The organism is Mycolicibacterium gilvum (assembly GCF_900454025.1).
In the GTDB taxonomy this organism is placed as follows: Bacteria; Actinomycetota; Actinomycetes; order Mycobacteriales; family Mycobacteriaceae; genus Mycobacterium; species Mycobacterium gilvum.
This window is the reverse complement of the sequence record NZ_UGQM01000001.1, coordinates 808,709-834,425: the sequence shown is the minus strand read 5'-3', so window position 1 is coordinate 834,425 and position 25,717 is coordinate 808,709. Positions and strand designations below refer to the sequence as shown.

General features: G+C 68.7%; 27 protein-coding genes and 2 riboswitches. Of the genes, 9 read left to right on the top strand and 18 right to left on the bottom strand.

The window, feature by feature from the left end:
* Window positions 1–22 precede the first annotated feature (22 nt).
* Genes DYE23_RS03940 through DYE23_RS03930 form a run of 3 tightly spaced genes read right to left on the bottom strand, consistent with a single transcriptional unit; the run spans window position 23 to window position 3,233 of the window.
* Window positions 23–868 (bottom strand): sugar phosphate isomerase/epimerase family protein, encoded by an 846-nt coding sequence (locus DYE23_RS03940; RefSeq protein WP_115326538.1) that lies wholly within the window; start codon window positions 866–868, stop codon window positions 23–25.
* Window positions 869–895: 27 nt separating this feature from the next.
* Window positions 896–2,161, bottom strand: coding sequence for an Rv0497 family membrane protein (locus DYE23_RS03935; RefSeq protein WP_115326537.1), 1,266 nt, complete (start codon window positions 2,159–2,161; stop codon window positions 896–898).
* 40 nt (window positions 2,162–2,201) lie between these two features.
* Window positions 2,202–3,233 (bottom strand): Ppx/GppA family phosphatase, encoded by a 1,032-nt coding sequence (locus DYE23_RS03930; protein ID WP_115326536.1) that lies wholly within the window; start codon window positions 3,231–3,233, stop codon window positions 2,202–2,204.
* 133 nt (window positions 3,234–3,366) lie between these two features.
* On the opposite strand from DYE23_RS03930, the gene DYE23_RS03925 reads away from it, so the two are divergent.
* The 3 genes from DYE23_RS03925 (at window position 3,367) to DYE23_RS03915 (ending at window position 6,055) form a co-directional block, all read left to right on the top strand.
* Window positions 3,367–4,773, top strand: coding sequence for an IS1380 family transposase (locus DYE23_RS03925; RefSeq protein ID WP_016341434.1), 1,407 nt, complete (start codon window positions 3,367–3,369; stop codon window positions 4,771–4,773).
* A 173-nt stretch (window positions 4,774–4,946) separates the two neighbouring features.
* On the top strand, window positions 4,947–5,750 hold the full coding sequence (locus DYE23_RS03920; RefSeq protein WP_115326535.1) for a DUF3109 family protein: 804 nt from the start codon (window positions 4,947–4,949) through the stop codon (window positions 5,748–5,750).
* Window positions 5,747–6,055, top strand: coding sequence for a YciI family protein (locus DYE23_RS03915; protein ID WP_115326534.1), 309 nt, complete (start codon window positions 5,747–5,749; stop codon window positions 6,053–6,055). The genes DYE23_RS03920 and DYE23_RS03915 overlap by 4 nt, the downstream gene beginning before the upstream one ends.
* A gap of 81 nt (window positions 6,056–6,136) precedes the next feature.
* On the opposite strand, the gene regX is transcribed toward DYE23_RS03915, so the two are convergent.
* From regX to DYE23_RS03885, 6 genes are all read right to left on the bottom strand, one after another.
* Window positions 6,137–6,823, bottom strand: coding sequence for a two-component sensory transduction protein RegX (gene regX, locus DYE23_RS03910; RefSeq protein ID WP_011891085.1), 687 nt, complete (start codon window positions 6,821–6,823; stop codon window positions 6,137–6,139).
* Window positions 6,824–6,830: 7 nt separating this feature from the next.
* Entirely contained in the window at window positions 6,831–8,039 is a 1,209-nt protein-coding gene (locus tag DYE23_RS03905) for a sensor histidine kinase (RefSeq protein ID WP_115326533.1), read from the bottom strand.
* A gap of 139 nt (window positions 8,040–8,178) precedes the next feature.
* Window positions 8,179–8,946, bottom strand: coding sequence for a phosphoglyceromutase (locus DYE23_RS03900; protein ID WP_115326532.1), 768 nt, complete (start codon window positions 8,944–8,946; stop codon window positions 8,179–8,181).
* Window positions 8,947–8,970: 24 nt separating this feature from the next.
* The gene (locus tag DYE23_RS03895) at window positions 8,971–9,480 is read right to left on the bottom strand and encodes a type III secretion system chaperone family protein (protein ID WP_011891088.1); all 510 of its coding nucleotides are present in this window, start codon (window positions 9,478–9,480) and stop codon (window positions 8,971–8,973) included.
* The gene (gene mshA, locus DYE23_RS03890) at window positions 9,477–10,805 is read right to left on the bottom strand and encodes a D-inositol-3-phosphate glycosyltransferase (protein WP_011891089.1); all 1,329 of its coding nucleotides are present in this window, start codon (window positions 10,803–10,805) and stop codon (window positions 9,477–9,479) included. The genes DYE23_RS03895 and mshA overlap by 4 nt, the downstream gene beginning before the upstream one ends.
* A gap of 10 nt (window positions 10,806–10,815) precedes the next feature.
* Entirely contained in the window at window positions 10,816–12,138 is a 1,323-nt protein-coding gene (locus DYE23_RS03885) for an ROK family transcriptional regulator (RefSeq protein WP_115326531.1), read from the bottom strand.
* Between the two features lie 223 nt (window positions 12,139–12,361).
* Here DYE23_RS03885 and DYE23_RS03880 point away from each other — a divergent pair, with 223 nt between their 5' ends.
* Complete coding sequence (locus DYE23_RS03880; RefSeq protein WP_011891091.1) at window positions 12,362–13,120, top strand: SDR family oxidoreductase; 759 nt, start codon at window positions 12,362–12,364, stop codon at window positions 13,118–13,120.
* Between the two features lie 96 nt (window positions 13,121–13,216).
* Here the strand turns inward: DYE23_RS03880 and DYE23_RS03875 are convergent, their stop codons facing one another.
* Both DYE23_RS03875 and DYE23_RS03870 read right to left on the bottom strand, forming a co-directional pair.
* Complete coding sequence (locus DYE23_RS03875; RefSeq protein ID WP_115326530.1) at window positions 13,217–14,515, bottom strand: L,D-transpeptidase; 1,299 nt, start codon at window positions 14,513–14,515, stop codon at window positions 13,217–13,219.
* 15 nt (window positions 14,516–14,530) lie between these two features.
* Window positions 14,531–15,580, bottom strand: a complete 1,050-nt coding sequence (locus DYE23_RS03870) for a UDP-N-acetylmuramate dehydrogenase (protein ID WP_115328855.1) — start codon at window positions 15,578–15,580, stop codon at window positions 14,531–14,533.
* A 25-nt stretch (window positions 15,581–15,605) separates the two neighbouring features.
* Here DYE23_RS03870 and DYE23_RS03865 point away from each other — a divergent pair, with 25 nt between their 5' ends.
* Together DYE23_RS03865 and DYE23_RS03860 are read left to right on the top strand one after the other, a co-directional pair.
* The gene (locus tag DYE23_RS03865; protein WP_011891094.1) at window positions 15,606–16,127 is read left to right on the top strand and encodes a DUF2505 domain-containing protein; all 522 of its coding nucleotides are present in this window, start codon (window positions 15,606–15,608) and stop codon (window positions 16,125–16,127) included.
* 21 nt (window positions 16,128–16,148) lie between these two features.
* The gene (locus DYE23_RS03860; RefSeq protein ID WP_011891095.1) at window positions 16,149–16,943 is read left to right on the top strand and encodes a hypothetical protein; all 795 of its coding nucleotides are present in this window, start codon (window positions 16,149–16,151) and stop codon (window positions 16,941–16,943) included.
* On the opposite strand, the gene DYE23_RS03855 is transcribed toward DYE23_RS03860, so the two are convergent.
* Window positions 16,936–18,453, bottom strand: a complete 1,518-nt coding sequence (locus tag DYE23_RS03855; protein ID WP_115326529.1) for a high affinity choline transporter 1 — start codon at window positions 18,451–18,453, stop codon at window positions 16,936–16,938. The two genes, DYE23_RS03860 and DYE23_RS03855, sit on opposite strands and share 8 nt — an antisense overlap.
* A gap of 30 nt (window positions 18,454–18,483) precedes the next feature.
* Window positions 18,484–18,603, bottom strand: a riboswitch (guanidine-I (ykkC/yxkD leader).
* Window positions 18,604–18,721: 118 nt separating this feature from the next.
* Window positions 18,722–18,789, top strand: a riboswitch (guanidine-III (ykkC-III) riboswitch).
* Window positions 18,790–18,799: 10 nt separating this feature from the next.
* Here DYE23_RS03855 and DYE23_RS03850 point away from each other — a divergent pair.
* From DYE23_RS03850 to DYE23_RS03840, 3 genes are read left to right on the top strand one after another with little or no spacing between them, the layout of a single operon-like run.
* Window positions 18,800–19,948: an agmatinase family protein gene (locus tag DYE23_RS03850; RefSeq protein ID WP_011891097.1), complete on the top strand. Its 1,149-nt coding sequence runs from the start codon at window positions 18,800–18,802 to the stop codon at window positions 19,946–19,948.
* A gap of 25 nt (window positions 19,949–19,973) precedes the next feature.
* The gene (locus DYE23_RS03845; RefSeq protein ID WP_172527881.1) at window positions 19,974–20,801 is read left to right on the top strand and encodes a carbon-nitrogen hydrolase family protein; all 828 of its coding nucleotides are present in this window, start codon (window positions 19,974–19,976) and stop codon (window positions 20,799–20,801) included.
* Window positions 20,798–21,655: an LmeA family phospholipid-binding protein gene (locus DYE23_RS03840; RefSeq protein ID WP_099962413.1), complete on the top strand. Its 858-nt coding sequence runs from the start codon at window positions 20,798–20,800 to the stop codon at window positions 21,653–21,655. The genes DYE23_RS03845 and DYE23_RS03840 overlap by 4 nt, the downstream gene beginning before the upstream one ends.
* On the opposite strand, the gene deoC is transcribed toward DYE23_RS03840, so the two are convergent.
* The 6 genes from deoC to DYE23_RS03810 all read right to left on the bottom strand — a co-directional run bounded on the left by deoC (window position 21,652) and on the right by DYE23_RS03810 (window position 25,699).
* Window positions 21,652–22,332 (bottom strand): deoxyribose-phosphate aldolase, encoded by a 681-nt coding sequence (deoC, locus tag DYE23_RS03835; RefSeq protein WP_172527880.1) that lies wholly within the window; start codon window positions 22,330–22,332, stop codon window positions 21,652–21,654. The two genes, DYE23_RS03840 and deoC, sit on opposite strands and share 4 nt — an antisense overlap.
* On the bottom strand, window positions 22,329–22,739 hold the full coding sequence (locus DYE23_RS03830) for a DUF2599 domain-containing protein (RefSeq protein ID WP_011891101.1): 411 nt from the start codon (window positions 22,737–22,739) through the stop codon (window positions 22,329–22,331). Before DYE23_RS03830 ends, deoC begins: the two co-directional genes overlap by 4 nt.
* Complete coding sequence (locus tag DYE23_RS03825) at window positions 22,739–23,020, bottom strand: DUF2516 family protein (RefSeq protein ID WP_115326527.1); 282 nt, start codon at window positions 23,018–23,020, stop codon at window positions 22,739–22,741. Before DYE23_RS03825 ends, DYE23_RS03830 begins: the two co-directional genes overlap by 1 nt.
* 62 nt (window positions 23,021–23,082) lie before the next feature.
* Entirely contained in the window at window positions 23,083–23,745 is a 663-nt protein-coding gene (locus tag DYE23_RS03820) for a hypothetical protein (protein WP_011891103.1), read from the bottom strand.
* On the bottom strand, window positions 23,738–24,286 hold the full coding sequence (locus DYE23_RS03815; RefSeq protein WP_115326526.1) for a helix-turn-helix domain-containing protein: 549 nt from the start codon (window positions 24,284–24,286) through the stop codon (window positions 23,738–23,740). The genes DYE23_RS03820 and DYE23_RS03815 overlap by 8 nt, the downstream gene beginning before the upstream one ends.
* 93 nt (window positions 24,287–24,379) lie before the next feature.
* Window positions 24,380–25,699, bottom strand: coding sequence for a DUF445 domain-containing protein (locus DYE23_RS03810; protein ID WP_013470597.1), 1,320 nt, complete (start codon window positions 25,697–25,699; stop codon window positions 24,380–24,382).
* Window positions 25,700–25,717: the final 18 nt, after the last annotated feature.

Below are 25,717 nucleotides of genomic sequence, written 5' to 3'. Positions count from 1 at the left end.
CCGCAACCTCAGCATCCTCGGCTCAGCGCAGCAGATGCGTCCTGGCGAACTGCAGCGACTCGGTCAACAACGCCTCCCGCTCGGCCGCGCTGCGCGCGCCGGAGGTCGTGACCTCGAGGATGACATGCCCGGCGAAGTCGCTCGCAGCCAGCATCTCGCACACCTCGGCCGTCGGCTGGGTGCCGCGGCCGGGCACCAGGTGCTCGTCGTAGGAGGCGCCGCTGCCGTCGCAGAGGTGGAGGTGGGCCAGGCCTTCGCCCATCCGGGCGGCCATGTCGAGGGCATCGGTGCCCGCTGTCGCGGTGTGGGACAGGTCGAGCGTGTAGTGGGCGTGGCCTCCGTCGAGCGGGTCATAGGACGGTGCGAACGCCGAGATACCCGGGCCCGGAGTTCCGCCGCGTTTGCGCATCCGCTCGATCGAGGTGGGGCCGGCCCCGAAGAACCGGTCGGCGCGGAACGGGAACATGTTCTCCACCGCGACCAACACGTCGCTGCCGGACTCCAGTTCGGCCACCTGGTCGCTGAAACCCTCGGCGTAGCGCCGCTGCCAGCGGAACGGTGGATGCACCACCACGGTCTGGGCGCCGAGCTGTTCGGCCGCGCGCACGCTGCGCGCGAGCTTCGTGATCGGGTTGGCGCCCCACACCCGCTGGGTGATGAGCAGACACGGAGCATGCACCGACAGCACCGGCACGCCGTAGCGCTTCGACATCGCGGCGATCGCATCGATGTCCTGGCTGACGGCTTCGGCCCACACCATCAGCTCAACCCCGTCGTAGCCGAGGTTCGCGGCGTACTCGAAGGCCGCCTCGGTCTTGAGCGGATAGACCGAGGCCGTCGACAGGCCAACCTTGATTGCAGGGCGCACAGTGGTGTGGGGTACCGGGATCCGCGCTCAGCCCGACTGCAACAACGCCAGCGGGCCGAGGGTGACCAGCGCACCGACCGCCACGGCGATCAACGTGCTGCCGATGTCCTCGGTCTTGCGCACCAGCCGGACACCGACGACAAGGCCCAGGATCACCAGGACCGACAGCACCAGCGCGATGATGTTGTTCCACTTCCACAGCTGATCGAAGGCGACGAACAGGCCCGCACCGAAGACCACGGCGATCACGCTCTGCCCGATGATCCACAGCGCGCTCACCAGCGGTGACATCGTCCGCGGTGCGTCGTGGTCGTCCGGCTCGTCGACCAGATCGTCGTCGGTCTCGTCGGCGTCGACCGTCTCGACGGCGGCGTCCCTGTCCTCGACCGTGTCGGCACGCGACGAGCGGTCGCCCTGCCGTGCCAGCTCGTCGACGACGGACTGTCCTCCGAACAGCGGTTCCTCCGACGAGCGCAGGTAGGAGGGCAGCTCGTCACTGTCCCGGTCGTCGAGGTCCTCGTCGTCGAAGGCCGGTTCGAGGTCCTCGGCGTGCAGGTCCTCGTCGTGCGCGTCCTCGGTGATCGTGTCGCTGGGCTCCTCGGCGATCGCGTCTTCGGCGGTCTCCCCGGACTCGGTCTTCTCGATCTCGGCCGTCTCCTCGGCCACCGGGGCGTCGTCGACCGTGTCGACCTGGTCGGCGGGAACTTCGGCGACAGAAGTCTCAGCGACGGGAGTTACTGCGGCGGGAGCGCTCCTGCGGCCGAGGCGAAGGAAGCCGAAGCGGCGCGACCGGGAAGGCTCCGCGGCCGGCGGTGCGACGGGCGCAACCTGCTCGACGGTCTCAGCCTCAACGTCGACATCGGTGGCCTCAGCCTGAACGTCGGTGTCCACGACGTCGGCGGGGGCCTCAGCCTCGACGTCGGGGGCCTCGACGTCGTCGGTGGCCTCAACCTCGACGTCGGTGGCGTCCTCGACGTCGGTGTCCTCAGCCTCGACTTCGGACTCGGCTTCGACTTCGGCTTCAGCTTCGACTTCGACTTCAGCCTCAGCGGGAGCTTCCTCGATCGGCTCGGCCACCGGCTCCGTGGCCGTGACCGGCGCGGGCGGGGGGTCGTCGGGACGGATGATCGGGATCTCACCGGTGAGCTCGGCGACGGTGACGGCATCGCTGTTGCCGCGGCGTCGGCGACGCCGGCCCCCAACCGGCGGTGCGCCGATGGTGCCGTTCTTGGCCAGCAGTTCGGCGACCGAGATCGGCCGGGTACTGCTGTTGCTGTCCTCAGTTCCAGTCATCGCCTGTCGCCTTCGAGCCTCGCTGCTTCACCGTTGAGCATTACGTACGGGCATCTGCCGTGCGGGCGGATTCCCGTGCGCCGGTCTTGGCTGCCTTGCCCCTTCCACTCACTTGGTTCGAGGATCCGCCGACGAAATCGCTGCCGTCGGCCTCGCTGTCGAGTTTCCGCAGGATGAGCCCTTCCCGCAACGCCCAGGGACAGATGTCGACACTCTCGATGTTCAGGGCGTTCATGCTCGCCTCCGCCACCAGCGCGCCCGCAACGATCTGCGGCGCACGATCGGCGCTCACTCCTTCCAGTTCAGCTCGGTCAGCCGCGGTCATCCTAGAGATGAAATTTATGAGTTGCCGAAGACCCGTTGCGGTGAGCGTGCGCTTGACCCTCGGCCCGGCTCCCGACGGCGCGGCACCGGTGAGGCGCGCCAGCGAACGGAACGTCTTCGAGGACGCGACCGCGAGGTCCGGGGTCCCGGCCTCGGTGACCGCCGCCGCGGCGTCGGACAGCTCGTTGGTCAGCCAGTCGCGCAGCATCGCGACCCGGCGCCGCCCCGGCGGATCGTCGGGAAGCCATTCGCGGGTCATCCGGCCCGCGCCCAGCGGCAGCGACAACGCCACATCGGGCTCCTCGTCGACACCGCTGGAGAGCTCCAGCGAGCCTCCGCCGATGTCGATGTTGACGATGCGTCCCGCACTCCAGCCGTACCAGCGGCGCACCGCCAGGAAGGTCAGCCGTGACTCGTCGACCCCGCTGAGCACCTTGAGCTCGACACCGGTCTCGGCCTTCACGCGGGCGAGCACCTCTTCGGAGTTGCGCGCGTCGCGCACCGCCGAGGTCGCGAACGCCATCAGCTCCGCACATCCGGAGCTGGTCGCGATGCGGGCGAACTCGTCGAGGGTGCCGATCAGCTTGTCGGCCCCCCGGCGGGTCAGCTTCCCCGAGTCGTCGATCGCCTCGGCGAGGCGCAGGGAGGCCTTCGTGGAACTCATCGGCGTCGGGTGCCCACCCCGGCGGGCGTCCACCACCAACAGATGAACGGTGTTGCTGCCCACGTCGAGCACGCCTAATCGCACTCGTCCAACCTAACCCGGATTTTTCGTGGAATGTTGACTGTGGGGGTGTGTAGATAAGCGAAAGTGCCTGTCCTGCAAGGAATAATTGGACTTCTCTACGGTTCAAAAACCCTGACGGGAAGGCACTTCGCAGGTGAAGAATATCGCGGCGGCATCGCCGGTGAAAGTTTCCGCCGACGGCCATGGCGTTGTGTCGCATGCCGGGATGGGCATGCTGCGTGAGCTTGCCGACCGGACCGGCTTATCGGCGCAGGTCACGGCCGCGTTGGCCGACACCTACCGCGGCCCGTGGGTGTATGCGCCTGGGGAGGTGTTCGCTGATCTGGCGGCCGCGGTCGCCGACGGCGCGGACTGCATCGACGCGGTCGGTCAGCTGTGCGGTGACCGGGAGCACGTCCTGGGGGCCAAGGCCTCAACGACCACCATGTGGCGGCTGATCGATGAGCGGATCGATGCCGCGCATCTACCCGGGGTGCGCGCAGCCCGAGCCGCGGCGCGGGCAGCGGCCTGGGCTGTCGGAGCCGCCCCCACCACCGGCGGCTGGCTGCATATCGACATCGATGCCACGCTGGTGATCGATCACTCCGACAACAAGGCCGGGGCTGCGCCGACCTGGAAGAAAACGTTCGGGCTGCACCCGCTGCTGGCGTTTCTGGACCGCCCCGACATCGCCGGCGGCGAAGCCCTGGCCGGGTTGCTGCGCAACGGTAACGCCGGCTCCAACACCGCCTCCGACCACATCATCGTCCTGCACCAGGCTTTGGCATCGCTGCCAGCGGCGTGGCGGCCCAACCCCGACGATCCCGACAACCCCGAGGCCCCGAAGGTGTTGGTGCGCTGCGATACCGCCGGATCCACCCACAAATTCGCCGCAGCGTGCCGGGCCGCCGGGGCCGGGTTCTCCTTCGGGTACCCCGTCGATACCCGCGTCCAGGACGCCGTGGACACCCTCAACCTCGGCGATTGCTGGTATCCAGCGATCGACACCGACGGCGGGATCCGCGACGGCGCGTGGGTCGCTGAAGCCACCGACCTGGTCAACCTGGCCTCCTGGCCCGAAGGGACCCGGCTGATCCTGCGTAAAGAACGCCCCCACCCCGGCGCGCAGTTGCGGTTCACCGACGCCGACGGCATGCGGGTCACCGCGTTCATCACCGACACACCACCGGGTGTCGTACCCGGTCAGGTCGCCGGTCTGGAACTACGGCACCGCCAGCACGCCCGCGTCGAGGACCGTATCCGCGAACTCAAAGCCACCGGGCTGCGTAACCTGCCCTGCCACTCCTTCTGGGCCAATGCTGCCTGGCTCGAAATCGTCCTGGCCGCCGCTGACCTGGTCACCTGGACCCGCCTCATCGGGTTCGCCAGCGATCGCGCTCTGGCCCGCGTCGAGATCACCACGTTCCGCTACCGGGTCCTGCACGTGGCCGCCCGTATCACCCGCGGCGCCCGCCAACTGCGGCTACGCATCGATGCCACCTGGCGCTGGGCGGCGGCGATCGCCGCCGCCTGGCACCGCGTCCGCACCGCCTTCGGATAACACCCCACCCCATCGGACCCATCAACGATGAAGGACCCACAGGCCCCAGGAAAGCCCGCCCCACCCGGCGACACGGGACAGCACCTCTACGCCACCACACGAAAACCACTACCCAACAACACAACTCGGCATCACACCGAACCCACACCAATTACCACGCAAAATCCGGGCTAATGGGTCTACCGTTGAAGATCGTGAGCGCATCGGCATCGCATCCTGGTGAGGTCGAATTGGATTTCGCCCGCGAATGGGTGGAGTTCTACGACCCGGACAATCCCGAACATCTGATCGCCGCCGATATGACGTGGCTGCTGTCCCGCTGGACCTGCGTGTTCGGCACCCCGGCCTGCAAGGGCACCGTCGTGGACCGGCCCGACGACGGATGTTGTTCCCACGGCGCGTTTCTCTCCGACGACGACGACCGGGCACAGCTCGACGACGCCGTCACGCTGCTCACCGCCGAGGACTGGCAGTACCGCGACAAGGGGCTCGGCAAGAAGGGCTACCTGGAGATGGACGAGTATGACGGTAAGCCCAATTGGCGCACCCGAAAGTACAAGGGCGCCTGCATCTTTCTGAACCGTCCCGGCTGGCCCAAGGGGATCGGCTGCGCGCTGCACAGCAAGGCGCTCGAGATCGGCGTCGAACCGCTGACCCTCAAGCCGGAAGTGTGCTGGCAGCTGCCGATCCGGCGCACGCAGGAGTGGATCACCCGGCCCGACGACACCGAGATCCTCAAGACCACGATCACCGAGTACGACCGTCGCGGCTGGGGTGAGGGCGGAGCCGACCTGCACTGGTACTGCACCGGCGATCCCGCCGCCCACGTCGGCGCCAAGCCGGTGTGGCAGTCCTACGCCCCCGAGCTGACCGAGCTGCTCGGCGAGAAGGCCTACGCCGAGCTCGCGGCAATGTGCAAGCGGCGCAGTGGATTAGGTCTCATCGCGATACATCCGGCGACCCGGGCCGCCGAATGAGCACAGAGCGCTCGCAGCTCTTCCTGTTCCGGCTCATCCCGCCGCGAGCGGATTTCGCCCAGACCATGACCGACATCGAAGAGCACACGATGCACCTGCACATGACGTACTGGCAGGAGTTGCTGGCCGCCGGCCGCGTCGTCGTCTACGGCCCGGTCGCCGATCCCGAAGGCGTGTGGGGCCTGGGCGTGCTGCGGGTCGCCGATCGCGCCGAGGCCCTCGCCATCGCCGAGGCCGATCCGTCGATCATCGCCGGTGTCAACACCTTCGAGGTGCTCGAGATTCTCGGCGGCACCACCGGCTGACCCCGCGATTTCGGTGTAGTTTGTCACGCTGACGTTGACCAACTACACCGAAATCGCCCGTCGGGAGCCAAAGCGGGGGGCTCAGCCCTCCAGCTTGTAGCCCAGCCCGCGCACGGTGACCAGGTGCACCGGGTTGGCCGGGTCGGATTCGATCTTGCTGCGCAATCGCTTGACGTGCACGTCGAGCGTCTTGGTGTCACCGACGTAGTCGGCCCCCCAGACACGGTCGATCAACTGGCCGCGGGTGAGCACCCGGCCGCTGTTGCGCATCAGGTACTCGAGCAGATCGAACTCCTTGAGCGGCAACGTGATCGGAGCACCGTTCACACTCACCACATGGCGCTCGACATCCATCCGCACCGGGCCGGCCTCCAGGACACCGTCGGCGACGCCGAGGTCGTCGGCGTCGGCGCCGCGGCGCAGCACGGCACGGATCCGGGCGATCAGCTCACGTGCCGAGTACGGCTTGGTGACGTAGTCGTCGGCCCCGAGCTCCAGTCCCACCACCTTGTCGATCTCGCTGTCGCGGGCGGTCACCATGATCACCGGCACGCTGGACCGTGACCTCAGCTGCTTGCAGACATCGGTGCCGCTCATGCCCGGCAGCATCAGGTCGAGCAACACGATGTCGGCGCCGGCGCGTTCGAATTCGGCCAGCGCAGAAGGCCCGTCGGTCACCACCGTGGTCTCGAACCCCTCTTTACGGAGCAGGAACGCCAGAGGATCGGCCAAGGACTCCTCGTCCTCCACGATCAGCACGCTGGTCATCGATGAATCAATCCTCTCGTTGGGCGAGATCGGCGGCACCGCCGGCGGCATCGCCGCTGCGCTGCTCCCCGGGGGGTGCCGCGGGTATGGACAACGTGAACGTCGACCCGGTGCCGGGTTGACTCCACAACCGGATGGAGCCGTTGTGGTTGGCGGCGACGTGCTTGACGATCGCCAGCCCGAGCCCGGTGCCACCGGTGGCCCGGGACCGTGCCTTGTCGACACGGAAGAACCGTTCGAACACCCGCTCCTGATCGGCGGGCGCGATGCCGATACCACGGTCGGTGACCGCGATCTCGATATTGTCGCCGTTTCTGCGACGGCTGATGGAGACGGCAGATCCGTTGGGCGAGTAAGCGATGGCGTTGGAGACCAGGTTCGCGACCGCCGCCACCAGCAACGTCTGGTCGCCCAGCACCTGAAAGCCCGTCGGCGCGTCGGTGGTGATCGCGATGTCGGCGTTGTCGGCAGCCACCTTGTGCCTCGACAGTGCCTCGGAGACAACGACATCGACGTCGACGGCCTCCAGATCGGGCAGGGGTTCACCGCCCTGCAGTCGCGACAGTTCGATCAGCTCGCCGACCATGTTCGCCAACCGGTCGGCTTCGGTCACCATCTTCTCGGCGAAGTGCCGGACGGTGTCGGGATCCTCGACCGAGGCCAGCACCGCCTCAGCGAGCACACCGAGTGCCCCGACCGGGGTCTTGAGTTCGTGGCTGACGTTGGCGACGAAGTCGCGGCGCGTGGCCTCCATCCGCGCGTGCTCGGACTGGTCGTCGACGTAGACGACGGCGAACCGGCGGTCCTCCTCGGCCAGCAACCGGCAGTAGCCTCGCACCGAGAGCCCCGAACGGCCCGTCCTGCTGCCCTTGCGCGGTGACAGATCGAATCCGTGCGGTTCGCCGGTGGTCAGCGTGCGCTGCGCCGCGACCCAGGCCCGGTCGTCGAGCAGACGGTCGCCGAGCAGGCCGAGTTCCTGGGCCCGGTCGTTCTTGTAGACCACGTCGCGGAAGTTGTCGACGACCGCGATCCCGATCGGGGAGAACGACACGATGCGTTCGAGCATCTGCGACACGGTGATGCCCGACTGCTCAGCCGAGCGCCGCTGGCGGCGCTCCCGAAGCCGGGGCACCGCCCGTACGCCGATCGCGACACCGATCGCCAGCGCGAGCAGTGCGACGATCGCCGCGAGCAGCAGCGCCGATACGACACTCACGCGCAAAGCGTACGCATTCGGTGAACGTCATCCCAGCAGCGTGCGGCCAAACCGGGACAAGTCACAGACTCAAAGACGGAAGTTTCGTCCACAGTCCCCGGTTGTTCACCTTCCGTTCGCGGCGGCGACCGAGACCGGACTACTTGGCTCCCTGCGCGGCCACCGCGGCCGCACCGGCGGCCGCGGCATCGGGGTCGAGGTAGCTGCCACCGGCCACGAGGGGCTTCAGGTTCTCGTCCAGGTCGTAGCGCAGCGGAATGCCCGTCGGGATGTTGAGGCCCACGACGTCGTCGTCGGACATCCCGTCGAGGTACTTGACCAGCGCGCGCAGCGAATTGCCGTGCGCGGCGATCAGCACGGTCTTCCCGGCTTTCAGGTCGGGAACGATCACCTCGGTGAAGTACGGCACGAACCGCTCCACGACGTCCTTGAGGCATTCGGTCAGCGGAGCGCCACCGTCGATGTCGGCGTAGCGCGGGTCGCGGTCCTGGCTGAACTCGCTGCCTGCCTCGATCTGCGGGGGCGGGGTGTCGTAGCTGCGACGCCACGCCATGAACTGCTCGTCGCCGTACTTGGCCTTCGTCTCGGCCTTGTTCAGTCCCTGCAGCGCGCCGTAGTGGCGTTCGTTGAGCCGCCAGTCGCGGTGCACGGGGATCCAGTGCCGGTCGGCCTTGTCGAGCGCGATGTTCGCGGTCGTGATCGCGCGCCGCAGCAGCGAGGTGTACAGCACGTCGGGAAGCTTGTCCTGTTCGCCGATCAACTCGCCCGCCCGGGTCGCCTCGGCCCTGCCCTTGTCCGTGAGGTCGACGTCGACCCAGCCGGTGAACAGGTTCAGGGCGTTCCATTCGCTCTCACCGTGGCGGAGCAGGATCAGCGTCGCGGTATCAGCCGTCGCGGTATCAGCCATGGCCAGATCCTCTCACGGCCCGGTTCAGTCGTCGGAGATCAGATGCTCGAACGCGCGCAGGTTCTTCAGCGACTCCCCGCGCGACACCCGCCACTCCCATTCCTTCTGGATCGAGGTCCGGAAACCCAGCTCCAGCAGGGTGTTGAAGTCCGCGTCGACGGCTTCGAGCACCTGCCCGAGCACCCGGTCCACCTCGTCGGGGGTCACCGAGGCCAGTGCCATCCGCCCGACGAGATAGATGTCGCCGACGTTGTCGAGCGTGTAGGCGACGCCGTAGAGCCGGCGATTGCGTTTGAGCAGAAACCGGTAGACGCCCTCGTGGTTCTCGTCGGGCCTGCGGCACACGAACGCCTCGACGCGCACCGAATGCTCGCCGACGGACAGGATCGTGTTGGTCTTGAGCCGCCGCTCCCCCGGCAGCGCGACCACCAGACCGGGCAGGCCGCCGGCCGCGCCCTCGTGGCGGACATACTCCAGGTCGTTGTCCTTGAGCGTTCGCTCGATCAGGTCGGAGACGTCGTCGGTGGTGCTCATGCCCGCACTCCCCGCCGCATCGAGAACCGGCGTCCGCTGCGTCGCGCCGCGACCTGGAGCGTGTTGTCGGCGCGGTGGTCGGCGATGGCGCGGCCGTACCCCGTCAGCAACGCATCCACGGTGTGCGCCCAGGAGAACGTCGCCGCGTGGTCGACGGCGGCCCGCCCGAACGTCGACGGATCGGCGGCAAACACCTCACCCAGCGTCGTGGCCCACGCGTCGGGTTCGTGGCTGTGCACCAGCGCTCCGCTGACACCGTCGCGCACCGCGACGGGAAGCCCGCCGACCGCGGCCGCGACCACCGGGGTGCCACAGGCCTGCGCCTCGACGGCGACCAGACCGAACGATTCGTTGTGGCTGGGCACCGCGACGATGTCAGCGGCCCGGTACACCCGGACGAGGTGATCACGCGATTGCGGCGGCAGGAACGTCACACGCTCGGCGATACCCAGTTCGCCGGCGAGGTGAACAAGGTTGTCGGGAGTCGCCATACCGGACCCGGACGGCCCGCCCGCGATCACCACGTGCACGTCGGGCAGCAGCGCCGCGGCGCGCAGCAGCACGTCGGGCGCCTTCAGCGGCTGGATGCGTCCGACGAACGCGACGATCCTGGCTGCCGGATCCAGGCCGAGGGCGGCGCGCGCCGCGGCACGGTCGCCGGGGGTGAACGTCGCCAGGTCGACGCCGGGGTGCACGACGTCGATGCGGCCGGGGTCGGCGTGATGCAGCGAAACCAGTTGCTGCGCCTCGTGTTCGGTGTTGACGATCAGGCGGTCGGCCTCGTCGACGACCTGCTGCTCACCGATCGCGCGCATCGGCGGTTCCGGGGTGTCCCCGGCCGCCAGCGACGCATTTTTCACCGCGGCCAGCGTGTGCGCGGTGTGCACCAGCGGCACCGCCCACCGGTCGGCGGCCAGCCAGCCGACCTGACCGGACAGCCAGTAGTGCGAATGCAGGATGTCGTAATAGCCGGGTTCGTGGGTGGCCTCGGCGCGCAGCACGCCGGCGGTGAACGCACACAGCTGCGTGGGCAGGTCGTTCTTGTCGAGTCCCTCGAAGGGGCCTGCAACGACGTTGCGCACCACCACTCCCGGCGCCACCGAGACGATCGGCTGATCCGCCGACGAGGTGGCCCTGGTGAAGATCTCGACCTCGACGCCGCGGCGCGCCAGCTCCAGAGAGGTTTGCAGCACGTAGACGTTCATGCCTCCGGCGTCACCGGTTCCGGGCTGCGCCAACGGGGACGTGTGCACGGACAGCACCGCGACCCGCCGTGGCTGAGGAAGTCCGGAGGACGAACCGGCCGGATCGGTTGCTAGGCGCACACCGTCATGTCTACACCGCCGCCGGAGAGGCCGAACCGAGGCGTTCGTTTCGGGCCAGCGCCCGGCGCATCGCGGCGATCGGATCGGCGTAGAGCCCGCCGAGGGATACGATGCCGGCGCCGGCCTCCTGCACCCGGTTGCCGAAGGCGGTCAGACGGATGTCGCGGTGCCCGAGCGCCGACCGCTCGTTGAACGCCTCCTCGACGATGCTCATGCCCTCGGGGTACTCCGTGAAGGCCTGGCCGCCGACCACGAGGTCGTCGGGGTTGAGCATGTCGCGCAGCAGTGCGACCGCCTCACCGAGCACCCGCGCGCGTTCGGCGATGAGCGCGACGGCGTGCTCGTTGCCCTTCCTGGCGGCGCGAAGCACCGCGGTCAGCGTCGAGGCCGGGCCCTCGGCGGGCACGATGCCTGCCCTGCGTGCCGCGGTCAGCACCGCCTCGTCGCTGACGGTGGACTCCAATTGCCCTGTGCCGCCCAAGAGTTCGGAGCGCACCGGCAGCGACGCGATGGTGCCGGGTCCGCTCGTCGGGGAGTGCACGCGTCCGCCGATCGACAGCGCGTAGCCGACGGTCTCGCGGGCGTAGACATAGAGGCTGGTGGCCGCCTTGCCGGGCCGGCGGCGCGTACCGAGCAACAGTTCGGCACCGGCCATCGCGTCGACGTGCGACGCCACCGACACCGGCAGGCCCAGGGTTTCGGCGAGCACCGGCCCGACCGGAGCGTCCGCCCAGCCCAGCCGCGGATGGTCCAGGTAGCCGGTGGCGCTGTCGACGACGCCGCCGGTGGCCACGCCGACCCACAGCGGACGCCTGCGGTGCCAGCGGCTCAGATACCGGCTCGCGCTGCCCGCGATGGCGGTCAGCGCGACCGCCTGCGCGACGCGGGGGGTGGGCGTCTCGACGACGTCGAGGGTGCGGCCGAACAGGTCGGCGGCGACGATGCTGGTGGTGCGGGCGCCGATGTGGATGCCGAGCGTCAGGAAGGGTTCATGGTTGACCTCGACCGGAACGCGGGGCCGGCCGATGGCACCCGACACCGCGAGGTCCGCCCGTTCGCGGAGCAGTCCGGCGTCGAGGAGCGCGGTGACCTGCCGGTTCACGGTGGCGATGGACAGGCCGGTGACCTGCGCGATCACGTCGCGGGCGATCGGCCCCCGCTGCCGGGCGGCGGCGAACACCGACGCCGCGGCGGCCTCGGGGAGGCACAGCGACGGTGCCACGATCTGGTGCAGCAGAGCCTGGGGGTAGCGCCCGCCGACGGCGGGACTCTTCGCGGGGGCGCCCGTGGCCGACGTGGTGCGGGTGCGCGGGGCGAGGGTGGTGGTGCTCACGGGAGGGTCCTTCGTCGAGTCGGGAGGTGGGACGAAGCCACACCTGGCGACTCAGCAGGACTCGATCAGTCCCGGGCGCAGTCAGGCGCGGCGGTGTGCGCAACAACAACACGCACGCCGCGCGGCAGCGAGAACTGCCTGACTGTTCGGGAACACGCGGTCAACGTAGCACGAGCATCGCCGTCATCGCGACGACTCGTGAGAGGGGCCTAGTCTTGATCCCATGACGACGCCATCAGACGCCCGCCGGGTCGCAGTGGTCACCGGGGCCAGCGCCGGAATCGGTGAAGCAATCGCCAGAACTCTTGCGGCGCAGGGCTTTCACGTGATCTGCGTGGCACGGAGAGAGGGTCCGATCAAGGCGCTGGCCGCCGAGATCGACGGGACGGCGATTGTGGCGGACGTCACTGACCCGACGGCGGTGGCGGCGCTCGCCGGACGGCTCGACCGGGTCGACGTCCTGGTCAACAACGCCGGCGGCGCCCGCGGCCTGGAGTCCATCTCCGACGCCGACGTGGAGAACTGGCGGTGGATGTGGGAGGCCAACGTGATGGGCACCCTGCACGTCACCAGGGCACTGCTGCCGAAGCTGATCGATTCCGGCGACGGGCTGATCGTCACGATCACCTCGATCGCGGCGGTGGAGATCTACGACAACGGCGGCGGGTACACGTCGGCCAAGCACGCGCAGGGGGTCCTGCACCGCACGCTGCGCAGCGAGCTGCTCGGAAAACCGGTGCGGCTCACCGAGGTTGCGCCGGGCATGGTGAAGACCGACTTCTCGCTGAACCGCTTCGACGGCGACGCCGAACGCGCCGAGAAGGTGTACGAGGGGGTGACGCCGCTGGTGGCCGAGGACATCGCCGAGGTCGTCGGCTTCGTCGCCAGCCGACCGTCGCACGTCGACCTCGACCTGATCGTGGTCCGCCCACGCGACCAGGTGTCCGGGGCCAGCGGCTCGCGGTTCCACCGGCAGAGCTGACCTTCTGACCGCCGCGAGACCGCCGAAATTGCATTCCAGCAGGCCTCTTCTCGGCATTTTCCTGCTGGAATGCAATTTCGGCGGGGGTCTGGGGGGCTATCCCCCGGGCCGGGCGCCGGCGGGCTGGGGCGCGCCGGACGGGGTCACGGGCGCCGAGCTGGGAATGTCGTCGGTGCGGTCGGCCGACGACAACGCCGACATCGAGGTCCACTCGTCCCACGGCACAGCCCAGTCCCAGATGTCGCCGTCGGCGTAGGAGAGCTGGATACGGGTGCCCGTCACCTCGACCGGATCGCCGTAGATCGCGGTGTTGAAGTACTGCTGGGCGTCCGACTCGGACAGGTTGATACACCCGTTGGTGACGTTCGAGTTGCCCTGCGAGCCCAGACTGGCCGGGTTGGCGTGGATGAACTCGCCGTTGTTGGAGATACGCACCGCGAACCGCTCGCGCACATTGGCGTAGCCGGCCGCCGGGTTGGTCATGTAGAAGTCCTCGTACTTCTCCGTGACCACGTGGATGCCGCTGCGGGTGACGTTGCGGTCCAGGTCCCCCTCGCCGTAACTGCACGGGAAGTCCATGATGACGCCGGCGTCGGTGATCACCTGGATGCGGTGCGACGACGCCTCGGCCTTGACGACCTGGAAGCGCCCGACGGTGAAGTCCAGCGTCGAGTCGGCGGCGCCGTACGCGCCGTCGCCGAACGGCACGCCGTAGAGGTCGGCATCGACATGCACCGTGGCGCCCGCCGGGTAGTACTCCCTGGTGCGCCAGTGCATGCGCGAACCGCCCGCCTCGTCGGGCAGCCAGGCCCAGCTGCCCTCCACCGGCGGGGTGGTGGTGACCGTGACGGCCTTCTCCACCTCGGCGCGGTCGGCGTCGGCGATCGCGGCGTCGAACTGCAGGATGATGGGCGCGGCCACCCCGACGGTCTGCCCGTCGGCCAGCTGGAATCGTCCGTTGACCTCGGTCGTCGGGGCGACGGTCGTGAACGATCCGGACAGCGGCACGGCCTTGCCGTCCTCGCCGACCACCGAGCCCGACCACTCGTAGTCGGCGCCGTAACCCAGCGATTCGGTGACGGTGAAGGTGGTGCGGTCCTTGTCCAGGGTCCCGGCGACGACCTTGCCGGTATTCGCGTTGACCAGCGAGACCTTCTGGAACCAGCCGTTCTCGACCGTGACGCCGACCGCTCCCTTGGGGGCCACGTCGGACGACCCGTCGACGGGCTCATAGCTGACGGTGGGCGCCTGGGGCGCCTCGTCGGCGTTCTCGGCGCCTGCGCCGCCGCCGTCGGACATGCAGGCCGCCAGGGTCGCCGGCGCGACGATCCCGACCGCGAACGCGGCCAGCGCGCGCCTACGGGTGATCGACGGCAGTGGATCGGCAGGGCTCACGTAGACCCAGCGTACTTACAGCGAGCAGCCGACCAGCACAGGTTCAGGTGTGAGTTCGATCCCGAAGGCCGCCTTGACACCGTCTCGGACGGTCCTGGCCAGCGCGAGGACGTCGGCGGTGGTGGCGGTCCCGCGGTTGGTCAGCGCCAGGGCGTGCTTGGTCGACAGCCGGGCGGGCGCGTCAGCACCCGGATAACCCTTGCCGAATCCAGCCTGTTCGACGAGCCAGCCCGCCGCGAGCTTCACACCGTCCTCGGCGGGATAGTTCGGGACCGCAGATCCGACGGTCGCGGCGATCCGCTCGAACTCGGCACGGGACACGACCGGGTTGGTGAAGAAGGATCCGACGCTCCAGGTGTCGTGGTCGGCCGCGTCGAGCACCATCCCCTTGCGGGCGCGAAGCTCCAGCACCGCCGCGCGGACCCGCTGCGGATCGGTGCGCTCCCCCTGCTCCACGGCCAGTTCGGTGGCGAGCTCGCGGTAACGCACCGGTGCGCTGCGCCCGGCGGCATCGAGGCCGAACTCGACCTCCAGCACCACCCACTGCGACGAGTGCTTGAGAACGCTTGTGCGGTAACCGAACCGGAGGAACTCCGGAGACACCCAGCGGACGGATCCGGTGCCGCGCTCCAACAGCCTGACCCGGCGGATGGTGTCGGCGACCTCGGCTCCGTAGGCGCCGACGTTCTGCACCGGGGTCGCCCCGGCCGAGCCGGGGATACCGGACAGACACTCCAGCCCGCCCAACCCGTGGGCGAGCGACGCCGCGACGACGTCGTCCCAACCGGCGCCGGCCTCGGCGCGCACCACGTCGCCGTCCACGCTGATCCCGGTGTTGGCCAGCCGCACGACGGTCAGATCGGCGGCGTCGCCGGCCAGCACCACGTTCGACCCGCCGGCCAGGATGAGCGCCTCCGGACCCGCGGCCATGACGGCGTCGACGATTTGATCGGTGGTGACGCAGGTGACCAGGCGACGGGCGACCGGCCCGACCCGCAGCGTCGTCAACGGCGCGAGCGGCACGTTCTCGGCGACCGGCACGCCGCCCAACAACGAAGTGCCCACGGCGGGTAACGGTAGCGTGCCGACCATGCCCCGTTCATTCGACATGGCGACCGAGTACGGCGGCACGGTCGAAGACGTGCACCGCGCGTTCAGCGACGAGGACTACTGGCAGATCCGCCTCGACGACTCCGGTGCCGACTACGCCACCCTCGACGAGTTGACCGTCGACGACGCCGGTGGCCTGCGTATCCGCACCACCCAGACGCTGCGCGCCGACCGGCTGCCCGGGATCGTCAGCCAGTTCCACCGCGGCGACCTCAGCCTCGTGCGCGAGGAGATCTGGACCCCGATCAGCAACCGGCGCTCCACCGCACGGGTTACCGGTTCGATCCCGGGGGCCCCGGCCTCGCTGACCGGCGACGCGGTGTTGTCATCGGTGGCCGATTCCGCGGGCGCCATCGCGTCCCGGCTAGCGTTCACGGCCACCGTCGAGGTCCGGGTGCCGCTCGTCGGCGGCAAGATCGAGAACTTCATCGGCAGCCAGCTCGTCGAACTGCTGATCGCCGAACAGCGATTCACCACGGTGTGGATCACCGAGAACAGCTGATCTGGTCTCTACCATCGAGCCATGGCCCCCCTCGGACAGGTGACCCGGGGCACGACGGGGCACAACAGGCTGCGTCGTAGCGACCGCTGGCTGGTGCACTCGTCGCGCGTGCGCACCGCCCTGCAGGCAGCGGCGGACCCGCTCGTCGTCGATCTCGGATACGGGGCCAAACCGGTGACGACGCTGGAACTGGCGATCCGGTTGCGTGAGGTGCGCCGCGACGTGCGGGTCGTCGGGTTGGAGATCGAGCCGGAACGGGTGCGCGCCGGTCAGTCCGCTGTACGCCACGGCGCGCACCCCGGCGTTGAATTCGCCCTCGGCGGTTTCGAGTTGGCCGATCATCGGCCGATCCTGGTGCGCGCCTTCAACGTTCTGCGCCAGTACCCGGTCGAGGACGTGGAGGGGGCGTGGGCCGCCATGCGTGACCGGCTCGCCACCGGCGGCCTGATCGTCGACGGCACCTGCGACGAACTGGGCCGGCTGTGCTGCTGGGTGCTGTTGGACGCGACGCGGCCGGTGAGCCTGACGCTCGCCTGCGATCCGTTCGCCATCGAGCGTCCCTCGCAGCTGGCCGAGCGGCTGCCGAAGGTGCTGATCCACCACAACGTCGAGGGCCAGCCGATCCACACCCTGCTGCGTGCCGCCGATCGTGCATGGGCCAGCGTCGCCGGCCACGGGGTTTTCGGCCCACGGATCCGCTGGCGGGCGATGCTGGATCTGCTTGTCGCCGAGGGGTTTCCGATCGAGGTACCGCGACGCAGCCTGCGCGACGGCGTCCTCACGGTGCCGTGGGACGCCGTCGCACCGGTCAGCTGACGGGCTCGGGTTCCTTCTCGAAGCGGTCCGCATCGTCGAGGATGTCGTCGAGATCCCTGGCGACCTGGATGTCCAGTCCGCGCATGTGGGCCGGCTTCGTGGCCAGTGCGACCGCGACATAGGTCGCCAGACCCGCCGCGAATGCGATGAACGTCGGCCAGCCGTCGAACGATGCGCTGACCAGATCGTTGGGGATGTACAGGATGGTGTTCTCGACGCCGAACATCGTCGGGGTCAGCACGAAAAGACCGATCCGGACGGTGAATCCGACCGCGATCGCGGCGAGCGCCGCCGTCGTCGTCCCCCGTCGCCACACCAGGCCCAGGATGAACGGAACGATCAGGCAGGCCAGCATCAGGTCGAACGCCAGCGTGAGCAGGATTCCCGTCTGCTGCACGTAGATCGCGAACAGGATCGAGAACAGCGTCATCGGCGCCATGGCGACGCGGGCGGCGCGCAGCAGCGGATCCTTCCTGCCCGGCTCGTGGATGCGCCGCACCCCGCCGAGGTTGCGCACGCACACGTTCGAGATCGCCAGGATCGCGCCGTTGGCGGTCGACATCGACGCGCCGACCAGTCCGCACAGCACCAGCACCGTCAGCCCGGCCGGCGCGTACTGATCGAGCAGCACGAACAGCACCGGCCCGTCGAGTTCGGCGGGCAGGAACGAGTGCGCGGCGAGCACGACGAGCCCGAACGGCACGCAGATCGCGGCCGTGCCGGCCGCCGCGGTGAAGCAGGCCCGGCGTGCCGCCTCAGGCGATTTCGCCGAGAACACCCGCGCCATGAAGTCGATCGCGACGATGTCGCCGATGCCCAGCGCGATCAGCGTCGCCCAGTTGATCACCGCGCCCTGTGCCGGGTCCGACAGCTGGCCCAGCGCGAAAGGACCTGTGCCGTCGGCGATGTCGAGTCCGTGGGTCGTCGTCATCCAGAAGAACAGGCCGATCGCGCCGGCCAGGATCAGCCCCATCTGGATGATCGCGGTGTACGCGTCGGCGATCAGCCCGCCGGTTCCGGTGTAGGCCACCGCGATCGCCGCGATCAGCACGACCCCGAGCCAGTACGGCATGCCGAGGAAGTAGTTGAACAGCAGACCACCGGCCACCAGGTTGCCCGCCACGAGCATGCAGAACGCGACGGCGAGCAGTATCGAGGCGCCGATCTCGACCGAGCGCCCGAACCGCAACCGGTAGTAGTCCGGGAACGACGTGAGGCCCATCCGGTTCATCGGCTTGGCGAAGAAGATGCCGGTGATCAGTAGGCACAGCGCCAGCCCCAGGGGCAGGCACGCACCCGCCCAGAATCCGAATTCGTAAGCAAGGTCGGTGTTTCCGAGGGTCGCATTGGTGTCGACGGCCGCGCCCATCAACGCGCCGCCGACGAGCCAGAACGGCAGCATCCGGCCGCCGACGAGGAAGTTCGAGCTGTCGCCCTTGATCCGTGTGGACACGAAGAAGCCGACAGCGACGACCACGGCGATGCTGATCGCCACGCCGAGAAGAATCATGTTGCGGGAGCCTCCGATTGACGCGCTGGAGTCTCCCGGGCTTTTCTCCCGCCGTGGAACGGTCTGCGTCGGTGCCGGCCGCCTGCGTCTCTCGGACCAGACCCGGCCTGTTCGACGAATGCCGCCGGCGGAACCCTAGACGCGCCCCACATGCACATGTGAGTCCACGTCAGGAAAAGCCCTGCGCATTACCTCCGGTCGCACGTCGCGTTAACGGTAGGTTTCCACTTCCGCTGGACAGGGATTCGCCGACGTGCCAACAATTGTCGCAGGCGCCGTCGATCCGGCGCCCCGGACGAGGTGTGCCGTACCCGGTCAGCGACAAGACGGCGCGTTGGGAGCTCTCATGTCCGACTACCCAGACCCGTCGCTACCGAATGCCGAAGGCGCGTGGGCGCAACAGGTCGAGGCCAACCTCGGCGACCGTCGGCTGCGCGAGGAGATCGACCGCGGCCTGACCTACGGCCTGGAGGCCGCGCCGACGATCAACGACCGGACGATCTCGACGTTCGTGCGCGGCGAGAAACCCCACTTCGCCGGTGAGCGCGGCACATTCCTGAAGTGCCCCTTCATCGAGGACGTCAACGAGGTCGACGACGCCGAGGTCGCGATCTTCGGTGTCCCGCTCGACGCCGGGGCGACCTACCGACCCGGGACGCGATTCGGTCCGCAGGGAATTCGCCGCTCCACCAACCTTTTCGGTACCTACAACTACGAGTCCGGGGTCGATCTGCGCGAGCAGCTCAACATGGTCGACATCGGCGACGTGTTCACCATCCCGGGCAATCTGGAGAAGTCGTTCGACCAGATCAGCACCGCGATGGCCCACGTCGCGAGCAAAGGCGTGATGCCGATCGTGCTGGGTGGTGACCACTCGATCGGCTTCCCGACCATCCGCGGCCTCGCACCGCACATGGACGGCAACATCGGCATCATCCACTTCGACCGTCACGTCGACACGCAGGAGACCGACCTCGACGAGCGGATGCACACCACGCCGTGGTTCCACGCCACCAACATCAAGAACGCGCCCGCGACCAACCTTGTCCAGATCGGGATCGGCGGCTGGCAGAGCCCGCGCGAGGGCGTCAAGGTGGGCCGCGAACGCAAGTCGACGGTCATCACCGTCGGGGACGTCGAACGCGTCGGCATAGAGAAGATCGCGGAAACGGCCCTGGAGATCGCGTGGAAGGGCGCCAAGGCGGTCTACCTGTCGTTCGACATCGACGTCATCGACGCCGGGTTCGTCCCCGGCACCGGGTGGCCGGAGCCGGGCGGGCTGCTGCCCCGCGAGGCGCTGAATCTGGTCAAGATGATCTCCGAGCCGGGTCTGGCGGGCATCGAGGTCGTCGAGTGCTCACCCCCGTACGACTGGGCCGAGCAGACCGCGCTGATGAGCTCGCGGGTGATCCTCGACAGCCTCGCCGCGCAGGTCCGCTCCGGAAAGCTCGGCAAGAAGGCCGCCAAGGCCGACCGGCCGGCCTGGGGGCCGTAACTAGGCTGGTGCCATGCGTTCAGGAATGCGAATCGCGCTGGCCCAGATCCAGAGCAGCACCGACCCCGCGGCCAACCTGACGCTGGTCGAGGAGTACACCCGTCGCGCCGTCGACGCGGGTGCGTCGCTGGTGCTCTTTCCGGAGGCCACCATGGTGCGCTTCGGGGTCCCGCTCGGCGGGGTCGCCGAACCGTTCGACGGGCCCTGGGCCAACGCGGTCCGCGACATCGCGGCACGCGCGGGCATCGTCGTCGTCGCGGGCATGTTCGTGCCCTCTGACGATGGCCGCTCGTTCAACACGCTGCTGGCCACCGGGCCCGGGGTGGAGGCGCGCTACGACAAGATCCACCTCTACGACGCGTTCGGCTTCCTCGAGTCCAAGACGGTGGCGCCGGGACGCGAACCGGTCGTCATCTCCGTGGACACCGAGTCGGGCCCGGTCACCGTCGGGCTGACGCTCTGCTACGACATCCGCTTCCCGGAGCTCTACGTCGAGCTCGCCGACCGCGGCGCCGAGATCATCACCGCGCACGCCTCCTGGGGCACCGGTCCGGGCAAGCTCGAGCAGTGGACGCTGCTGGCCAGAGCCCGGGCGATCGACACCAGCAGCGTGGTCGCCGCGGTGGGTCAGGCCTACCCCGGCGACGAGATCGCCGCGCTCGGGCCCACCGGGGTGGGGGGCAGCCTGGTCGCCTCCGCGCTGGGTGAGGTGCTGGCCTCCGCCGGTGACGATCCCGAGTTGCTGGTGTGCGACGTCGACCTCGAGGCGGCCCGGAAAGCACGCCAGACGGTGGCGGTGATGCAGAACCGCTCAGGTTTCGCTCATCGCGGTAAGGCAGAATCGCGGGGATGACCGATCCCTGGGCCCGTCCGCCGCAGCAGCCCGGCACCGCGCCGGGGCCGTTTCCGCAGGACCCGAGCCAACCGTCGGCGCCCGCGCCACAGGACGACTCCTCGCTTCCCGCGAAGCTCAAGAGGATCTTCAGCGACCCCGTATCGGTCGTGCTCGTGGTGGTGATCGTGCTCGCGCTGGTGTTCGCCGGCCTGCTCGGCACGGAGCTCTACGCGCGCAACCGCGCCGACACCGTCGTCGCCGGCACCATCGAGTGCGTCGTGCAGGACGATGCGACCGCATCGTTCGGTGTCATGCCGCCGTTCCTGCTGCAGCACCTGTCGGGCCACTACGACAACATCCGCATCGAGACCGCGGGCAATCAGGTCCGCGACGCCAAGGGCATGAAGCTCAACATCGACATCAACGACGTGCGGCTGGAGGACTCCGCGACGTCGAGCGGTTCGATCGGCTCACTCGTCGCGAACATCAGCTGGAGCACCGAGGGCATCCGGGAGACGATCCAGGGCGCCATTCCGCTGGTCGGCAGCTTCGTCAACGCGGTCACAACCGATGCCGGCGCCGGCACCATCGAGCTCGAAGGCGCGCTCGGCAGCATCACCGCCAAGCCTGTCGTCGTCAACGGCGGACTCTCCCTGCAGGTTCAGCAGGTCACCGGTCTCGGGTTCACCCTCCCTCGCGAGGCGGTGCAACCGGCTCTCGACGCATTCACCGAGCGGCTCACCCAGGACTACCCGATGGACATCCGCGCCGATTCCGTCGAGGTCACCGATTCCGGTGTGGTGAGCCAGTTCTCGACCAGCAACGCATCGATCCCGAAGGGCCAGCAGGATCCCTGCTTCGCGGGCCTCTAAGCGCGTAAGCCGTCGAGCACCGCGCGGGTTCCGGACAGACCGAGCCGGGTCGCGCCGGCGTCGAGCATCTCCGTCGCCGCTGCGGCGGTCCGGATGCCGCCGCTGGCTTTGACCCCGAGCCGGCCGCCGACGGCGCCCGCCATCAGTTCGACCGCCCGCGGCGACGCGCCGCCGCTGGGATGGAAGCCTGTCGAGGTCTTGACGAAGTCGGCACCGGCGTCCTCGGCGATCCGGCACACGTCGAGCAGAATCGGCTGCCCGCCGAACTCCAGCAGGGCCGCCGACTCGACGATCACCTTGAGCACCGCTTCCGGCGCGGCGTCGCGCACCGCGGCGATGTCGGCGCGCACGGCGTCCAGCTGACCGGCCAGCGCGGCGCCGACGTCGATCACCATGTCGATCTCGGCGGCCCCGGCCGCGGCGGCCGCCTGCGCCTCGGCGGCCTTCACCGAGGACAGGTGCTTGCCGGACGGGAATCCGACGACCGAGGCCACGGTGGCCGCGGGGGCCAGTGACGCGACAGCGGCCACGAAGGTGGGCGACACGCAGATCGCCTTCACCTCCAGCGCGAGCGCCTCGGCGACCACCGCCTCGATGTCGGCCTCGGTCACTTCCGGCTTGAGAAGCGTGTGATCGACCAGGGCGGCGACCTGGGCGCGGGTGTAGGACCCCATCAGAAGGGCTCTTCGGTGCCGCCCGGGTTGCAGCGCTTGGCGACCATCTGCTCGTAGCTGACCTCAGGACGCCATGGTTCGAGGTTCCAGCTCGTCTTGCCCGGTTCGACGAATTCGGCGAGGTTCCAGTGGCACAGGAACTGATCGCGCATGCCGGGGATCGCGGCGTCCGGGGCCAGCGCGAGGATCTCGTTCCACGCGGCATCGGCCAGCGGTTGGGTGCCGGCGTGACCCGACGCCCGGCGGGCCCCCGGCGTCGGGTAGACGCGCAGGCTCGACAGGTCTCCCCACTTCGCCCACGTGACGTGGTCGATGTAGGGCGGAGCCGGGGCGGCCGGCGTGGCGGTCGCCGCGGGAGCGAGCAGAACGGGCAGCGTCACCGCCGCCAGGGCCGCGGGCATCCACCGCATCAGCGCGACTTCCCTTGCACCTCAAGAATCTTCGGACGTACATCGACGATGTAGACGCCGGCTGCGACGGCCGCGATCGCCATCCCCATCACGTCGAACACCGCCAGAAGCAGCACACCGACACCGAGGATCACCAGCCAGACCGGCTTGGTGAGCTTGTCGACCGCGGTGTAGGCGTCCGGACGCTGCATCGCAGCATGTACGAATGCATAGACCGCAGCAACCAACACAGCGACCTTCAATGCACGGAGGACGTAACCCGCCAAGTCGATGAGCTCCACGCTCCACAGCCTACGGGTTACGTCCCCTGTTCGACCTTCACCCACTCACGGGTGATGTCGGCTTACTTCTGGGTGACCTTCTTGGCCGGCGCCTTCTTGGCGGGGGCCTTCTTGGCCGGGACGGTCGGGTTGGCCTTCGCAGCCGCGGCCGGGGTCGCCTTCTTGGCCGGCGCCTTCTTGGCGGGAGCCTTCTCGGCGGCCTTCTTCACCGGCTCGGCGGCCGACTCGGCCTTCTTCGGCAGCTCGACACCGACCAGCTTGGCGGCGCGCTCGCCGACGGCGCGGGTCTGCGACGCGACGTTGCCCAGCGCCTCCTGCGTCAGCTCGACGGCCTGGTCGGTGTACTCCTCGACCCGGCTGGCCGCGCCCTCGAGGGCGGGCTGGCTGCGCAGGCGCTCCAGAGCGGCCTCACCGCGCTCGATCAGCTTGGTGTAGGTGGTCTGGGCGGCCTCGGCGTAGCCCTCGGCGAACTTGCGCAGTTCGTCGGAGGTCAACCGGTCACGCAGGTCGCCGAACTGGTTGGGCAGGTCTTCCTGCAGCTTCGCGACCCGGGCGCGGCTCTCTTCGACGCGGGTCTCGGCGTCGGTGCGGGCGTCGCCGGCGCGCTCACGCAGCGTCGCGACGATCTCGTTGACACGCTCGAGAGCGAGGTCGGCAGCACCCACGGCGGCGAGCAGCGGGGCCTTCAGATCGTCGACATCGAGTTGGTTCTTGGCCTCAGCCATGGTGGAGTCCTTCCTTCTGAAGATTGAGTTCTGCAATGGATTGCGGAGTTCGGGAGATTTCTAGAGCGCTCGTGCCTTGTTCAGTCGTGGGCTCCTCATCTGCGTCGCTGACACTGTCCGCGGATGCCTTCGCCATTTCCTCGGCGGCGGCGGCCTCCGCAAGTGCGGCTTCGTTCTGCTGGCAGAACGACGTGTAGATGTCGAGCAGCACCTGCTTCTGCCGCTCGTTGATCGCCATGTCGGTGATGATCGCGTCGCGGACCTCGTTGGTGTCACCCGGTTCGAGGATCCCCGCCTGGATGTAGAGCACCTCGGCAGAGACCCGCAGCGCTTTGGCGATCTGGTTGAGCACGTCTGCGGACGGCTTCCGCAGACCGCGCTCGATCTGGCTGAGGTACGGGTTGGAAACTCCCGCCTTCTCAGCCAGTTGCCGCACCGACACCTGCGCAGCTTCGCGCTGGGAGCGGATGAACGACCCGATGTCCTGTGCGGCGTTGGACACGACAGCGGCAAGATTCTCATCCTGCGGCGGCGGTGGCATGCCTGCTCCCTCACGTGCGATGGGTATCCGGTTACCGACAAAACCCACCGTACGACGGAGTGCTAACTTTTGCAAGCACTGAGTTAGCGCAGGTCAGAACAGTAGCTGCGCCACGGTGTAGATCACCAGACCCGCCAACGAACCGACCACGGTGCCGTTGATGCGGATGAACTGCAGGTCACGGCCCACATGGAGTTCGATCCGGCGACTGGCCTCTTCGGCGTCCCAGCGCTCGATCGTGTCGGTGATGATCGTTGTGATCTCCGCCCCATACTCCGAGACCAGATGGTTCGCACCGCGCACGATCCAGTTGTCGACCTTGTCGCGCATCTCCACGTCGTCGCGCAGCGACTCCCCGAACCGCACCACGGTGTCCGCGATACGCGCGCGCAGGGTCGAGGACGGGTCGTCGACCGACTCCAGGATGATCCGCTTCGCCGCGCTCCACGCGGTCTCGGCGGCCCGGGCGACCTCGTCGCGGGCCATGATCTGTTCCTTGACGTTCTCGGCCTTCTGGATCGTCACCGCGTCGTTCTGCAGGTCGCCCGCGAACTCGAACAGGAACCGGGTCGCCGACCGGCGCAGCTCGTGGTCGGGGTTGCGCCGCACCTTGTCGGTGAAATCGACCAGTTCGCGGTGGATGCGATCGCCGACCAGATGGTCCACCCAGCGCGGTGACCACTGCGGTGAATCGCGCTCGATGACGCGCTCGATGATCTCTTCGGAGTCGAGCGACCACTGGAAAGCGCGGTCGGCGAGCAGTTGCAGCAGCGCCTCCTGGCGGCCCTCGTCGAGCAGCGAGTTCAGGACACGGCCGATCGGCGGGCCCCACTGCGGTTCGGCGATCCGCTTGATGATCATGCGGTCCAGCACCTGCTGGACGTCCTCGTCACGCAGCATCTCGACCAGCACGCGAAGCACGGTGGACGCCTCGGCGGCCACCCGCTCGGCGTTGACCGGCTCGGCCAGCCACTTGCCGGCCCGTCCCGCGACATCGGCGTCGCGCAGCTTCGTCTCGACGTTCTCCGGGGACAGGAAGTTCTCCCGCACGAAGCTGCCCAGCCCCTCACCGAGCTGGTCCTTCTTGCGCTTGATGATCGCGGTGTGCGGGATCGGGATGCCCAGAGGGTGCTTGAACAGGGCGGTGACGGCGAACCAGTCGGCCAGCGCGCCGATCATGCCGGCCTCGGCGGCCGCCCGCACGTACCCGACCCATCCGGGAGCGCCCGCGGACTGCCACCAGCTGCAGACGAGGAAGACAACGGTCGCGCCGAGCAGGAAGCTCAGCGCGACGGCCTTCATCCGTCGCAACCCGCGACGGCGTTCCGCGTCGGCGGCCGAATCTGCCCCGGCGAGCTTCTCGGCGAAACTCCGGCGCACCGGGGCGTCGACGACATCAGGTCGGTGTGCCACCCCTACATCATCCGCTAC